Here is a 14,156-nt window from a genome sequence, read left to right as displayed (position 1 = left end):
CCATGCGTTCAGGCGGCAGTCCACTCGAGCCAGGCTCTCCACAGGACCGGTTTGGCGCGCGGTTGTCGCATCAGCGCAGGCAGGCCCCATGCAGCGAGCATTGGTATCGCTTGTTCTTCTTGTTGAAAATTTCGTAAAACGGCAGGGCGTTGCGGTGATTTGTGGCCGATTAGCGGCAGAATGCTGCCACCGAAGATCAGCAGCCGTTCCGGTGCGGCCAGTGCGATGTGGTGTGCGAGTACCTGCCCGAGGCCAAGCTGTTGCATGGCGGTCCAGTCCGGAGCAGGCGTGTGGCGTGGAAGTACGCTGGCGAGGTAAACATCCTCGCGCCGGGTGCCGAACGCGGAGAGCACAGCATCGAGCAGTTTGCCCTGCGGTCCGGTCAGCAATGTTTCGCGATCCTCGGGTTCCGGTTCCTCGACCACGACCATCAGTTTGGCGCTCGCATCGCCCTGAGGTGCGATACGGCCAGCCGTGGCGCCGCCGTCCAGCAGCGGCTCACTCAGCCACCAGGGCGCGAAAGCGGCGAGGTCCGGCGGCAGTGCGGCTGGATCAAGGCGCGGCGGGGCCTCTGCCGCCGCTTCGACAGGTGTCCGGGGAGGGCGGCGTTCTGGCGCACCCCGGCGCTCGCCGCCCGCTTCGTCGTCGGGCACGGCCAGCCACTCGCTGGGCTCGTCCAGGAAATCGCAATCGACACCGGCCTCACGCCACCAGTGAAGCGCACCTGTGATATCGGCCAGAAAATCGGGATTTGCCGGGTGATCCATCAGAGCGGGTCTTGACCTGCCGCGTGCAAGCAATCAAGGCACGAGCGGAAATTAATCGGTCGGCTAAACGATCGCACGAGCAGGTTTCAGGGGATACCCATGATTGAACGCGAAGAGATGCCTTTTGACGTCGTCATCGTCGGCGGTGGGCCCGCCGGGCTTTCCACGGCGATCCGACTGAAGCAGATGGACCCTGAACTTTCGGTCGTCGTGCTCGAAAAGGGCTCGGAAGTTGGCGCGCACATCCTGTCGGGCGCGACCTTCGATCCCAAGGCGCTCGACGAACTGCTGCCCGAATGGCGTGACATGGACTGCCCGATGGCGGAGACGCCGGTGACCGACAACTGGCACTGGCACATGACGAAGAAGGGCAAGTTCTCGATCCCCCACGCGATCCAGCCCGGCTTCATGTCGAACCACGGCAATTACACGGGCTCGCTGGGCAACCTGTGCCGCTGGCTGGCCGAGCAGGCCGAGGCGCTGGAAGTCGAGATCTTCCCCGGCTTCCCGGCGGCCGAGATCCTCTATGACGATAATGGCGCGGTCATTGGCGTGCAGACCGGCGACATGGGCGTTGACCGCGAGGGCAATCCCAAGGACGACTTCCAGCCGGGCATGAACCTGCTGGGTAAGTACACCGTGTTCTGCGAAGGCGCGCGCGGCCACCTGACCAAGCGCCTGAAGGCCGAGTACGATCTCGAGGCGAACTGCGAACCGCAGATCTACGGCCTTGGCATCAAGGAACTGTGGGACATCGATCCCGACAAGCACGTGCCCGGCCGCGTCATCCACACGCAGGGCTGGCCGATGAGCGAGAGCGACAGCTGGGGCGGCGGCTTCCTCTACCACCAGGCCAACAACCAGGTCTCGATCGGCTTCGTTACCGCGCTCGATTACAAGAACCCCTACGTCTATCCCTTTGAGGAATTCCAGCGCTGGAAGACCCACCCGGAAATCAAGGCGATCCTCGAGGGTGGCAAGCGCGTGGCCTATGGCGCGCGCGTCATCAACGAGGGCGGCTGGCAGTCGGTGCCGCAGCTGGCGTTCCCGGGCGGCGTGCTGGCGGGCTGCTCGGCCGGCTTCGTCAACGTGCCGCGCATCAAGGGCAGCCATACCGCGATGAAGAGCGGCATGCTGGCTGCCGAGGCGATTGCCGCGGCGGTCAAGGCTGGTCGCGAGCAGGACACCCTGCAGGAATACGACGATGCCGTTCGCGACAGCTGGATCGCCAAGGAACTGAAGCTCGTGCAGAACGCCGAGCCGATGGTGGCCAAGTGGGGCGGCGAGCTGGGCACGATCCTCGCGGGCACGGACATGTGGCTGCGTACCCTGTTCGGCTTCGGCCTCGTCAAGCCGATGAAGCATCACACCGATGCCTCGTGCCTGCAGCGCGCCGACCTCTACAAGCCGATCGACTATCCCAAGCCCGACGGCGTGATCAGCTTCGACCGCCTGACCAGCGTGTCCTACTCGTTCACCAATCACGAGGAAGAGCAGCCTTGCCACCTGCGGCTGAAGGACCCGACGGTTCCGACCGAGATCAACCTGCCCATCTATGCAGGCCCCGAGGCGCGCTACTGCCCGGCTGGCGTCTACGAGTTCGTCGATCCCGATGGCAGCGGCACGCGCCTGCAGATCAACGCCCAGAACTGCGTCCACTGCAAGACCTGCGACATCAAGGACCCGACCCAGAACATCGAATGGGTCACGCCCGAAGGCGGCGGCGGCCCGAACTATCCGAATATGTGATCGCCAGATCATTGCGGAAAACAGGAAAGCGCCGGGGTTGCCCCGGCGCTTTTCCCGTTTCAGGGAGGGCGTGATGACTCTGTCCGAAACCGCCTACGCCAAGATCAACCTCGCGCTGCATGTCCGCAGGCGGCGCGAGGATGGCTATCACGAGCTGGAAACGCTGTTTGCCTTCGTTGATGATGGCGACCGGCTCTCTGCTGCGCCCGCTGAAGCTGACAGCCTGAATACCCACGGCGAATTCGCCGCCAGGATCGATGACCCCTTCAATAACATTGTGGGCCAGGCGCTCTCCGCTCTGCCGCATGGCAAGGGCTGGTCGGTCACGCTCGAAAAGCACCTGCCGGTGGCGGCCGGGCTGGGCGGCGGATCGGCGGATGCCGGGGCGGTGTTTCGCATGGTCGAGGCTGCATATGGTCTGCCCGATGACTGGCACGCCTGCGCCGCGACGCTAGGGGCCGATGTGCCCGCCTGCGTCCTGTCGCGGCCGTGTGTCGGCACTGGTACGGGCACTGATCTGGCCGAAGTGGCCGAGAATGACCTCGCGGGATGCCCCGTTCTGCTGGTGAACCCGCGCCAGCCGGTACCGACCGGGCCGGTGTTCAAGGCCTGGGACCAGATTGATCGCGGGCCGATGCCCACGGGCACCTTGCGCGAGATCGCGTTGCAGGGGCGCAATGATCTCGAAGCGCCTGCAGTAGCGATCTGTCCTGTGATCGCCGATGTTCTGGCAGCCCTGCGCGAGACCGGGCCGTTCCTTGCCCGAATGTCCGGATCGGGCGCCACGTGCTTTGCGCTTTACGACAGCGAGGCCGGACTGGAGGCGGCTGCAGATAAAATTGCGGAAGTGCAACCGGACTGGTGGCAAATGAGCGGAAAGCTGCGATAGTTACGCAGATGCACGCCCCCGCCACGTCCGAAGCCTATCGTATCGTCGGTACCCCGCGTTTTGGCGGTATCCTTGTTGTCGCCGACCATGCCTCCAATCGGGTGCCCGATGACATTGGCCTCGGCATCGCGCCCGAACTGATGGACGAGCACATCGCCATCGACATTGGCGTGGCGGGCATCGCCGAGCGCATGGCGGCACAGCAGGGAACGGCGGCGTTGCTCGGCAATGTCAGCCGCCTTGTCTGCGACACCAACCGCACAGAACAGGACCCGGCGGCGATCCCCGAGGCCAGCGATGGGCACGCCATCCCCGGCAATCTCGGCATCGACCGCGAGGCGCGGCTCGCGCGCTTCCACCGGCCGTTCCACGAGAAGCTTACCGAACTGCTCGAAGGCACGCCGCCCGCGCTCACGCTGATCCTGCACAGCTTCACGCCGTGCCTAGCCTGCAAGCCGGATGAAAAGCGCCCCTGGCATTGCGGATTGCTTTACGACGAAGACGACCGTGGTGCCCTTGCCGCCCAGCCGCTGCTGGAGGCCGAGGGGCTGATCGTCGGCGACCAGCTTCCCTATTCGGGCAAGGTCTATAACGCGGCGATCGAGCGCCACGTGGAAAGCGAGGGGCGGCCCTATCTCTACATTGAGGTGCGGTAGGACCTGATCGCCGATGCCGCCGGGCAGGCCGAATGGGCCGAGCGCCTGACGCGCATCTGCAACGAAGTAGCGGTCGTGCTCGAAGGCTGAGGTCTATTCAACGTCGCCCGAGAAGGCGAGCTTGTTCAGTTTCTCGCGCGTGGTTTCGTACATCGTGTCGATATCGAGGCCTTCTCCTTCCTCGATGCGCTGCGAGATCATTGTCACGGGAAAGCACAGGATGCTGGTTCCCGGCCAGTGCAGGGCGGGCTGTCGACCATATTCATCATCGACGGTGACCCAGTCCAGCATCAGGTCCTGTGCCAGCGCATCGCCCATCGCGATGCCGAGCGCCTGCAGTTTCCAGGTATCTTCGGGGCCGACCCAGCCATGGGCGAGATTCGCGCGGATGACGGCGAGCTTGCCCTCGATCGATGCATAGGCCTCGTCCGGAGTACTGGCGAAATGACCCTTTATCCAGGTTCGCGCCTGTTCCAGCCATTCCTGCTCCTCGGGTTCGAGGGTGAGGGAATCGGGACTTTTCATGCGGCAAGTCTAGCAGATCGAGAACCGCAGGCAAAAACAGGGCGATAGCCCCATGTGCACAACTGCACTGCCGTGTGTCCGGCCGTTTCATCATCTCCGTAATGGTGCAATGATGGGCGAAGACCGGATTTCTTTTGTTAGGAGAGCAGGGCAGGTTTCTGCGTACAATAGCGTTTGAAACGGAAATATCTGGGTGGACTTCATTAAAAATCGGAAGAGGTGACTGTGCGATGTTGAGCCATATTGAAAGTGATTGGGACTTGAATTGTTTCGCACCGTTCAACATCCTTGCATGAATATTGCGGCGTATGCCGGTACGAGGATGGATTATGGGCGGGATCGTACGGGACTTCTGGCACTCCAACGACCATGGCTGGGGCTGGTTCGGTTCAGGCGGACCAACGGATGGCTGGCGTAATGGCAGCGGTGTCGACCGCGAGGCAGGTAGTTGGAAAGGGCGCGGGGGCGAAAGCCCCGGCGGTGATTGCGGCTGTGGAGGGGATTCTGCGGAGGCGGGCCAGATCATCGTTGGCGACGATACCGCCAATGTCCTCACCGGTGGCGGGGGTGATGACTTCATCGTCGCCAATGGCGGCGACGATGTGGTCTTTGCCGGCAATGGCGATGATTTCGTGCTGGCCAATGGCGGCGACGACCAGATCCATGGCGGCTGCGGGAATGACACGCTGCTGGGCGGCGAGGATGATGACAGGATCTGGGGTGATGCCGGTGACGACCTGACCGATGGCGACCGGGGCAATGATGTCCTCACGGGAGGGGAGGGTGCCGATACCTTCCAGTTCAACGTCGGCCCCGAATACCTGGGGTTGGGCTCGGACATCGTAACCGACTTCACGCTGGGCGAGGACCATCTCGAGATCAAGAACGGGGATGCAAGTCTCGTGACCTTTGCTGACACCGGCACGGATGTCGCCGTCTATTACGACGGAGTGCTGATCGCAGAGCTGCAGGGGGTGGCGGACATTCCGCAGGACACCAGCCTGTTCTTCGCCTAACGGAACTTGCGGCGAAGGCCGATCGCGCATCATTTGGAAACTCATTGGGTTCTGCGAGACATTTTCTGCTTCGGATAAGCGCACGTTTGGCGTAGGGGCGCGGTCTGCCTATCCTGCGCCACAGTGCACTTTTTTCCGGAGTCCGTTACATGCCCGCCTATCGTTCCCGCACTTCCACCCACGGCCGCAACATGGCTGGTGCCCGTGGCCTGTGGCGCGCGACCGGGATGAAGGACAGCGATTTCGGCAAGCCGATCATTGCCGTGGTGAACTCGTTCACGCAGTTCGTGCCGGGCCACGTCCACCTCAAGGACCTGGGCCAGCTGGTCGCGCGCGAGATCGAGGCGGCGGGCGGTGTCGCCAAGGAATTCAACACCATCGCGGTCGATGACGGCATCGCCATGGGCCACGACGGCATGCTCTATTCGCTGCCCAGCCGCGAACTGATCGCCGATAGCGTCGAATACATGGTCAACGCGCATTGCGCCGACGCCATGGTCTGCATCTCCAACTGCGACAAGATCACGCCCGGGATGCTGATGGCGGCGCTGCGCATCAACATTCCTGTCGTCTTTGTCTCGGGCGGGCCGATGGAAGCGGGCAAGGTGATCCTCAAAGGCAAGGAGCACGCGCTCGATCTGGTCGATGCAATGGTGGCCGCAGCGGACGAAAGCTATACCGACGAGGAAGTGAAGGCGATCGAGCGATCCGCCTGCCCGACCTGCGGTTCATGCTCGGGCATGTTCACCGCCAACTCGATGAACTGCCTTACCGAGGCACTGGGCCTGTCGCTGCCCGGCAACGGCTCCACTCTTGCTACCCATGCCGATCGCGAACGCCTGTTTCGCGAAGCGGGCCGTCTCGCGGTCGACCTGTGCCAGCGCTACTACGAGCAGGACGACGAAAGCGTCCTGCCGCGCAATGTCGCCAGCTTCGAGGCGTTCGAGAACGCCATGAGCCTCGACATCGCCATGGGCGGCTCCACCAACACAGTGCTGCATCTCCTTGCAGCGGCCGCTGAAGCAGGCGTGGACTTCACGATGCAGGACATCGACCGCCTCAGCCGCAAGGTGCCGTGCCTCTCGAAGGTCGCGCCCGCCAAGGCTGACGTGCACATGGAAGACGTCCACCGGGCTGGCGGCATCATGGCGATCCTCGGCCAGCTCGACCGTGCAGGCCTGCTCCACACTAACCTGCCGACCGTTCACAGCAAGACGCTGGGCGATGCGTTAAACCGCTGGGACATCAGCCGCACTAACGACGCATCGGTGCAGGAGTTCTTCAAGGCCGCGCCGGGCGGCGTGCCGACGCAGACCGCCTTCAGCCAGTCGCGCCGCTGGGATGAGCTCGATCTCGACCGTGAACATGGCGTGATCCGTAGCAAGGAACACGCCTTCAGTCAGGACGGTGGCCTTGCCGTGCTGTTCGGCAACATCGCGCGCGATGGTTGCATCGTGAAAACGGCGGGCGTCGATGACAGTATCCTGAAGTTCACCGGCAAGGCGCGGGTCTATGAAAGCCAGGATGCAGCGGTCGCGGGCATCCTCGGCGGGCAGGTCGAGGCTGGTGATGTTGTCGTGATCCGTTACGAAGGGCCGCGCGGCGGGCCGGGCATGCAGGAAATGCTCTATCCCACCAGCTACCTGAAGTCGAAGGGCCTTGGTAAGGCCTGCGCGCTACTGACCGACGGGCGTTTTTCGGGAGGCACTTCGGGCCTTTCGATCGGCCACGCCTCACCCGAAGCGGCCGAGGGCGGGGAGATCGGTCTTGTCGAGAACGGCGATACGATCGAGATCGACATCCCGAACCGTACGATCAACCTGATGGTTTCCGACGAGGAACTGGCTGCCCGCCGTGCCGTGCAGGAGGCACGCGGGGCCGACGCATGGTCTCCGGTGCATCCGCGCCAGCGCAAGATCTCTGCCGCGCTGCAGGCCTATGCCGCGATGACCACCAGCGCTGCCAAGGGCGCGGTGCGCGACGTGAGCCAGCTGAAGCGCGGGTAAGGTCGTGCCCTGCGGCTGTCCTTCGACAGGATCAGAACGAGCGGCTGTTCAAACGGGAGCAAGCCCGCTCATGCTGAGCTTGTCGAGGCATCTCGGCGCAACATTTACGTTGCTCGTCGCCGCCTGCTCCTCCGGCGGTGAAGCGCCGCCGGTCGCGGCCGGGGACGAGCGCATCGACTGCGCCCTAGGCGGGGCCGAGAAGCTGGGCCGGGTCTGTTCGGTCGAACGGTCGGAGAAGGACGGCAAGCTCACCTTGATCGTCCATCACCCGGACGGCGCGTTCCGGCGTTTCGACGTAATGACCGACGGAACTGGCCTTTCCGTCACCGATGGCGCCGAACAGGCGCAGACGAAGCTGGTGGACGGCAAGCTTGACGTTACGGTAGGAGCGGACCGCTACCTCTTTCCCGTCACGATGAAAGCCGATGCCGCACACTGAGTTTCCCCATCTCGCCCAGATCCTTACCGTCGCGCAGATGCGCGAGGCCGAGCAGGCACTGATCGATACGGGTTCAAGCGTCGACACGCTGATGCAGATCGCCGGGCGCGGCGCGGCGGACTGGGTATGGCGCATGTCCGCGCACCGCAAGGTCACGGTACTGTGCGGCCCCGGCAACAATGGCGGTGACGGGTATGTGATTGCCGAAGCGATCCGCGAGCGTGGGGGGCATGTCGAGGTGGTTGCGGCCACGGAATCGAGGACGGATGCGGCAAGGAACGCGCGCGCGCTGTTCGGCGGCCAGGTGCTCGGGCCGGATGCCGGGGCGCATGGTGATGTGCTGGTGGACTGCCTGTTCGGCAGCGGCCTCACCCGGCCGCTCTCGGACGATCACTTTGCACTGCTCACCCGGCTGGCCGCGCATCACAGGCATCTGGTGGCAGTCGATCTGCCCAGCGGCGTGCAGTCGGACAGCGGGATGCTCCTGAACGAGGGCCTGCCGCGATACGATCTGACCGTGGCACTGGGGGCGTGGAAGTTTGCGCATTTCCTGATGCCTTCCGCCGCGAAGATGGGAACATTGCGGCTGGTGCCGATCGGCGTGACGCCGGTCGAAGGTGCGGCGCAGGTTTCGGGGGCTCCGCAAGTTTCTGCCCCTGCCGTCGATGCGCACAAGTACCGGCGCGGTCTGCTGGCCGTTGTTGGTGGAGGTATGCCCGGCGCGGCCCTGCTGGCGGCCATCGCCGCGCAAGGGGCAGGGGCGGGCTATGTGAAGCTCTTTGCCGAGAGCAAGCGCAATGTCCCTACCGACATTGTCGTCGAGACAGGGGCGCTTTCCGAAGTGCTGACCGACGACCGTAATAGCGCAGTGCTTGTTGGGCCAGGCCTTGGCCGCGACGGCGAAGCGCGCGAGCGGCTGGCTATCGCGCTGGCTGATCCGGTGGCGGCGGTGGTCGATGCCGATGCGCTGGTGCTGCTGGCGCCGCACGCGCTGGTCGAACGGGCTGCGCCCACGGTCGCCACGCCGCATGAAGGCGAACTGGTCGCGCTGGAACGGAGTTTTGAACTCGATGGCGCAGGCTCGCGGCCGGACCGCGCTCTGGCTCTGGCGCGCGCTAGCGGCATGGTTATCGTCGCCAAGGGACCGGACACTGTGATCGCCGCGCCCGATGGCCGTCTTGCCTGCGTCCCGCGCGCCACCTCGTGGCTTTCCACGGCCGGGACGGGCGACGTGCTCGCGGGGGTGATTGCCAGCCGGGTGGCTGCCCGAGTGCCTGCATACGAGGCGGCTTGCGAGGGAGTTTGGCTGCATGGCGAGGCGGCACGGCTTTGCGGTCCGGCGTTCACGGCGGGGCAACTGGCCGCGAAAGTGCCCGAGGCGCTGGCGGCCTGCCTCTGACCGGCAGGACTTGCAGGCCCGCCGCGTCCTGCTAGGCGCTGGGGGACCATGACCGACGAATCCGAAGAAATCCTGCGCATCGCGTCCAAGGGCGATGGCGTCACGGCGTCCGGCCGCTTTGCCTGGGGCGCGGCCCCGGGTGATATCCTGCACGGTGACGGCACGCTTGAATGGGGGCCGCACCATGTCGAGCCTGCGTGCCGCCATTTCGGCCGCTGCGGCGGGTGCCAGTTGCAGCAGCTCGACGAGGAGAGCCTTGCGGCCTTCGTCGAGGCGCGGGTGAGCAATGCCTCGGCCTCGCAGGAATTGGGTGCCGAGCACATCGCGCCGCCGCACCTTTCGCCGCCGGGCACGCGCCGCCGCGCCAGCTTGCGCGCCGAAAGCTCGGGCGGGCGTATCGTGATCGGTTTTCGCGAGGCAAAGTCGCACCGGCTGGTCGAGCTGGAGGAATGTCCGGTGCTCGCGCCGGAATTGACCGCGCTCCTGGCGCCGCTGCGCAAGCTGCTCATTACCATGGGCAAGGCGGCACCCGCGAAGAAGGGCGGGAAAGGCAAGCCCGGCAAGCACCAGCAGCCGCGCATGGCCGCCGATCTCGAGCTGACTCTGGTCGAGCAGGGCGTCGACCTGGGGTTGAAGGGGCTCACTGCCGAAGGTCTTGCCGCCACTGAGGCGATGCTGGGCTTCGCACAGGAATACGGTCTTGCACGCCTTACCATGGATGGCGGCTATGGCTTCGAGACTGTGTGGGAGCCGGAGCCGGTTACAGTGAAGCTGGGAGCGGTTTCAGTGCCGTTCCCGCCGGGCACTTTCCTGCAGGCAACGCTGGACGGCGAAGAGGCGCTCGTGGGCGCCGCACGCGAATGGCTGGAGGGCGTGTCCACGGTCGCAGACCTGTTTTCCGGTCTTGGCACCTTCGCTTTCGCGTTGGCCGGGCCGGAAACGAAGGTGCTCGCCGCCGAAGCCGCGCGCGATGTGCATATGGCCTGCAAATCCGCCGCAGACCGCGCGCAACTGCAGGTCTTCGCGCAGCACCGCGACCTGTTCCGCAACCCGCTCCAGCCCGATGAACTGAGCAAGTTCGCCGCCGTCGTCCTCGATCCGCCCCGAGCCGGCGCGCGCGAACAGGTGGAGTGCATCGCGCAGTCTGACGTGAACCGCGTGGTCTATGTCTCCTGCAATCCGTCGAGCTGGTCGCGCGATGCAGCGCGGCTGGTGGAGGAAGGTTTCCGCCTCGTCGAACTGCGGCCTGTCGGCCAGTTTCGCTGGTCTACCCACGTCGAACTCGCCAGCCTGTTCGTGAGGGAAGGGTGAGTGTAGCCTTTCGCCGCGAGGGCGACGACGAGCACCTCGAACCCAAGTTCGAAATTCCGATCCCGCCCGGCCCGAACCTCGTGACCGCGCGCGGCAAGGCGTTGATTGACGCGAAAGTGGTGGAACTGGAGGTGCGACTGGCCGAGCCGCTGGAGGAACCCGTCCTGAATGCCGCCAAGCGCGACTTGCGCTATTGGCAGACCCGTCAGGTCACCGCCGAAGTCCAGCCCGAGCCTGATGGAAGCGTAATTGCCTTTGGCACCCGGGTCACGTTCCTGCTCAACGGCAAGGAGCGTGTGCTCGGTCTGGTCGGCGATGACGAAGCCGATCCGGCAGCCGGGCTGATCGCCTTCTCCGCCCCTCTCGCCCGCGCGCTGATGGGTGCGGAAGAGGGGGAGCTGCTGCCGTTCAACGGCCGGGAAGATGCTATCGAAGTGCTGGCGATCGATTCGCTTTGATCGTTATTGCGACATGTGGTGCCCGCTGATCGGTGGTGCAAATGCGGGCCGTTGCCATCAGGAAATGGGGCTGTTTGGCGCCTTCAAGCCATCTGACAGCACGTATCACCGCTACGATTGCACTTCTCGGCGGCCGGAAATGGTGAACTGCGATTTTACAGCAGTTGGCTCAAGGGTTGCGGGTGCTGTCATATGCCCGGGAGTGCCCGCCGATCGCGTTAGTTTATCGTGTTCGGGGGCGGAAGAGGTGGTTCGCAGCTGCAACATCAAGCTTTTGTGCAGTGCAGTGGCGGTGAGTTTTTACTTTTCTGTTGCTTTTGTTGTATAATAATTATTCTAATATTGGGTAAATATTAATCATTAACGTGTACATTTCATTTTTAAAAAAACATAAACTGTTCCAAATGTTCAAATTAAATTTCGAATTTGATTGAAAAAACAAATTAGATTTAATTTTCTTAAAGGCGGTATTCATCCTTTGCCTGCTGCACCTTTTTGGAGCGGGCTGAAGGAGGGTCGAGCCATGAAGTCACTTCCCTATGCTGCATTAGCTCTGTCGCTGGTGTTCGCTGGCAATGCCTATGCCGCACCGACCAAAGCGCTGGAAAAATCCCCCCCAGGACAACACTACCGGCCATTCGATCGTAGCCACGGCGATGAGCACGCCTCGCCTACGGCCAAGTTGAAAGTGAAGTCGAAAATGACGCCTGCCCGGTGGCGGTCCGCCATTGGGGAGCATCATCCGGATAGCTGCTAATCCGGTAGGTGCCTGAGCATAGAAGAGCCGTCGGTCGAAAGACTGGCGGCTTTCATGGTTTGTCTGTTGGCAGGTTCCGATGTTGTGGCAGACTGGCGGCTCAGCCGCCCGCGTTGTCCATCATGTCCATGAAATCGCGCGCGGCGTTGCGGTCGTCTTCGTTGTCGAAGGCGATGTCCAGATCGGGCGCCCCCCCGAACAGGTACAACAGGCACCACAGCGCGAACTTGCGCCCCTTGTCCTTTTCCATGCCGAAATCGACGCGCATCCGCTCGACGCCCGCCTCCAGCGCGGCAGGCGCGATCAAGGCGGGGTCGTCGGTGCCGAAATAGCGGCGCAACTGGTCGTCGAAATCCATGTGTGCCTTCTAGCAGGCCCTTGGGGGCGCTGTCAGGAGGAAACCTTGGTCCACCTGAAGCACTGTCCGCAGAGGGGGTAAGCGACTGCGCCCCAGACGCTGATGATGAAACTTACGAAAAAGGTGGACCAGCCCAGCCCCCAGCCGGCATTGAAGACCTGATTGGCGAACGCCGCCATGGTGAGCAGCACGAAAAACATTTCCACACCGATGAACACGAGTTTCAATGGTTTGCGGCCACGCTCGGTAGGGATCTTGTCCACATCCTTGCTCCCACGTTCTGTTTTATGGGAGCAGGATAACGCGGAACGGCGCACTGTTCCAGTGTCGGCTTCAGAACATAGCCAGCGCTGCCCGGGCCACGAGAAACATGAGGCAGAAGCTGGACAGGGCAAACACGCCAAAGCGCAGGTTCACCTTGTTGACGGTGGCCTGGATGATCGAGTGGATCACGCGCAGGATCACGTAGGCCCAGCCGGCCTGCGCGTTCAGACCGTCACCCTGACCGATGATGGCGAGCACGATGGCCACTGCATAAAACACCGTAGGGGCTTCGTGCAGGTGATTGTAATTGTGGGCTTTCCACTGGACCTGCGGAGGCAGGACATTGTCGAGCGTCAGGCTCGGGTCATTGACCAGTTCTTCCGGGTCAATCTTGGCCGCGCTGAGGGCGGGGATGCGGGTGCCGTAGAGCCAGAACCACATGACCATGGTCCATGCGGCCAAAGCGACCACGGGTTGCAGGATAGCCATTCCAACCATTGTCATTCCCCTCCAGATCAGGGTCTTAGCGTCGGCCCCATGGGCGCGGTTGTCAATTGCTGCCGGTCAAAACGGCGGCGAAAGCCGCCGCGTCGGTATTGCCGCCGGTCAGCATCACGGCGGTGCGGGGGGCCAGTTCCACCTTGCCTGCCAGAACTGCGGCCAGTGCCGCCGCACCGCCCGGTTCGACCACCAGCCGCAACTTCTCGAAGGCAAGGCGCTGCGCCGCGCGCACTTCGGCCGGCGAAGCCACAAGCCCGAAAGGGCAGCGCTCGCGCAGGATCGCGAAATTAATGGGCCGGGTTGCGGGCGTCTGCAGCGCATCGCACGCGGTAGGCGGCGCATCGGCGGTGACTTTCTGGATGGTGCCGCTGGCGAGGCTGCGGCAGACATCGTCCCAGCCTTCGGGCTCGACGGGCACGATCGCGGCATCCGGGCAGGACAACGCGAGGCCCGCCGTCAGGCCGCCTCCGCCGCAGGGAGTGACGATGAGATCGGGCTGACCGTTCATCTGGGCCGCAATCTCGATGCCGGCGCTGCCCTGTCCCTCGATCACCCAGGGATCGGCATAGGCGTGGACGAGCGTGGCACCGCGCCCGGCGCAGACCCGTTCGGCCACTTCGTCGCGGTCCTCGCCGCCGGGCCGGTCGTAAAGCGCGACTTCGGCGCCGAGTGCGCGGGTATTTGCCAGTTTTACGGCGGGTGCATCGACGGGCATCACGATGGTGGCTGCAATGCCAAGCTTGCGTGCAGCCCACGCCACGCCCTGCGCATGATTGCCGCTCGATACGCCGACGACTCCGCGTTCGCGTTCCTCGCCCGAAAGCGCGGTCAGGCGGTGCCAGCCGCCACGGATCTTGAACGCGCCGATGGGCTGCAGGCACTCGGCTTTGCACCAGATTGTCTGGCCGTCGATCTCCAACGGCAGGAGCGGCGTGGGGCGCAGGATTTCCGCAATCTTGCGGGCGGCAAAGGCTACCCCTTCAGCGGTCGGTTCGCGGGTCTGGATCATGCCTCAGGCTCTTAGCCGGAGTGCGAGGACGCTGCCAGCCATCTGCTCGACA

Annotated in this window: 15 protein-coding genes and 1 pseudogene; 10 read left to right on the top strand and 6 right to left on the bottom strand. The window is 63.8% G+C overall.

What is annotated here, in order from left to right:
- Positions 1–8 precede the first annotated feature (8 nt).
- Positions 9–767, bottom strand: coding sequence for a uracil-DNA glycosylase family protein (locus tag MTR64_RS05540; protein WP_243991573.1), 759 nt, complete (start codon positions 765–767; stop codon positions 9–11).
- A 99-nt stretch (positions 768–866) separates the two neighbouring features.
- Between MTR64_RS05540 and MTR64_RS05535 the strand changes: the two genes are divergently transcribed.
- The 3 genes and pseudogenes from MTR64_RS05535 (at position 867) to MTR64_RS05525 (ending at position 4,151) form a co-directional block, all read left to right on the top strand.
- Positions 867–2,516 carry an electron transfer flavoprotein-ubiquinone oxidoreductase gene (locus tag MTR64_RS05535; RefSeq protein ID WP_243991571.1) on the top strand — a complete coding sequence of 550 codons (1,650 nt, stop codon included), beginning with the start codon at positions 867–869 and terminating at the stop codon, positions 2,514–2,516.
- A gap of 73 nt (positions 2,517–2,589) precedes the next feature.
- A complete protein-coding gene (locus tag MTR64_RS05530; RefSeq protein WP_243991570.1) occupies positions 2,590–3,405 on the top strand; it encodes a 4-(cytidine 5'-diphospho)-2-C-methyl-D-erythritol kinase in 816 nt (271 codons plus the stop codon).
- Between the two features lie 8 nt (positions 3,406–3,413).
- Positions 3,414–4,151: pseudogene (locus MTR64_RS05525) on the top strand (N-formylglutamate amidohydrolase).
- 3 nt (positions 4,152–4,154) lie between these two features.
- On the opposite strand, the gene MTR64_RS05520 reads toward MTR64_RS05525, so the two are convergent.
- Positions 4,155–4,586: a DUF3806 domain-containing protein gene (locus MTR64_RS05520; RefSeq protein ID WP_243991568.1), complete on the bottom strand. Its 432-nt coding sequence runs from the start codon at positions 4,584–4,586 to the stop codon at positions 4,155–4,157.
- Between the two features lie 329 nt (positions 4,587–4,915).
- Here MTR64_RS05520 and MTR64_RS05515 point away from each other — a divergent pair, with 329 nt between their 5' ends.
- The 7 genes from MTR64_RS05515 (at position 4,916) to MTR64_RS05485 (ending at position 11,972) form a co-directional block, all read left to right on the top strand.
- Positions 4,916–5,602, top strand: coding sequence for a calcium-binding protein (locus MTR64_RS05515; protein WP_243991566.1), 687 nt, complete (start codon positions 4,916–4,918; stop codon positions 5,600–5,602).
- A gap of 149 nt (positions 5,603–5,751) precedes the next feature.
- A complete protein-coding gene (gene ilvD / locus MTR64_RS05510) occupies positions 5,752–7,608 on the top strand; it encodes a dihydroxy-acid dehydratase (RefSeq protein ID WP_243991564.1) in 1,857 nt (618 codons plus the stop codon).
- 70 nt (positions 7,609–7,678) lie between these two features.
- The gene (locus MTR64_RS05505) at positions 7,679–8,047 is read left to right on the top strand and encodes a hypothetical protein (RefSeq protein WP_243991556.1); all 369 of its coding nucleotides are present in this window, start codon (positions 7,679–7,681) and stop codon (positions 8,045–8,047) included.
- A complete protein-coding gene (locus MTR64_RS05500) occupies positions 8,034–9,446 on the top strand; it encodes an NAD(P)H-hydrate epimerase (RefSeq protein WP_243991554.1) in 1,413 nt (470 codons plus the stop codon). Before MTR64_RS05505 ends, MTR64_RS05500 begins: the two co-directional genes overlap by 14 nt.
- Positions 9,447–9,494: 48 nt before the next feature.
- Positions 9,495–10,757 (top strand): class I SAM-dependent RNA methyltransferase, encoded by a 1,263-nt coding sequence (locus MTR64_RS05495; RefSeq protein WP_243991552.1) that lies wholly within the window; start codon positions 9,495–9,497, stop codon positions 10,755–10,757.
- Positions 10,754–11,215, top strand: a complete 462-nt coding sequence (locus MTR64_RS05490; RefSeq protein ID WP_243991550.1) for a GreA/GreB family elongation factor — start codon at positions 10,754–10,756, stop codon at positions 11,213–11,215. Before MTR64_RS05495 ends, MTR64_RS05490 begins: the two co-directional genes overlap by 4 nt.
- A 523-nt stretch (positions 11,216–11,738) precedes the next feature.
- Entirely contained in the window at positions 11,739–11,972 is a 234-nt protein-coding gene (locus tag MTR64_RS05485; protein WP_243991541.1) for a hypothetical protein, read from the top strand.
- Positions 11,973–12,072: 100 nt separating this feature from the next.
- On the opposite strand, the gene MTR64_RS05480 is transcribed toward MTR64_RS05485, so the two are convergent.
- The 4 genes from MTR64_RS05480 to MTR64_RS05465 all read right to left on the bottom strand — a co-directional run bounded on the left by MTR64_RS05480 (position 12,073) and on the right by MTR64_RS05465 (position 14,104).
- Positions 12,073–12,330 (bottom strand): hypothetical protein, encoded by a 258-nt coding sequence (locus MTR64_RS05480; protein WP_243991539.1) that lies wholly within the window; start codon positions 12,328–12,330, stop codon positions 12,073–12,075.
- Positions 12,331–12,362: 32 nt separating this feature from the next.
- Positions 12,363–12,593, bottom strand: a complete 231-nt coding sequence (locus MTR64_RS05475) for a hypothetical protein (RefSeq protein ID WP_243991537.1) — start codon at positions 12,591–12,593, stop codon at positions 12,363–12,365.
- A gap of 70 nt (positions 12,594–12,663) precedes the next feature.
- Complete coding sequence (locus MTR64_RS05470) at positions 12,664–13,092, bottom strand: MAPEG family protein (protein ID WP_243991535.1); 429 nt, start codon at positions 13,090–13,092, stop codon at positions 12,664–12,666.
- A 52-nt stretch (positions 13,093–13,144) separates the two neighbouring features.
- Complete coding sequence (locus MTR64_RS05465; protein ID WP_243991533.1) at positions 13,145–14,104, bottom strand: threonine ammonia-lyase; 960 nt, start codon at positions 14,102–14,104, stop codon at positions 13,145–13,147.
- Positions 14,105–14,156 lie beyond the last annotated feature (52 nt).

The sequence above is a fragment of the Novosphingobium album (ex Hu et al. 2023) genome (assembly GCF_022832385.1).
Taxonomy (GTDB): Bacteria; Pseudomonadota; Alphaproteobacteria; order Sphingomonadales; family Sphingomonadaceae; genus Novosphingobium; species Novosphingobium album.
The sequence above is the reverse complement of the archived record's forward strand: the minus strand, read 5'-3'. Positions and strand labels throughout refer to the sequence as shown.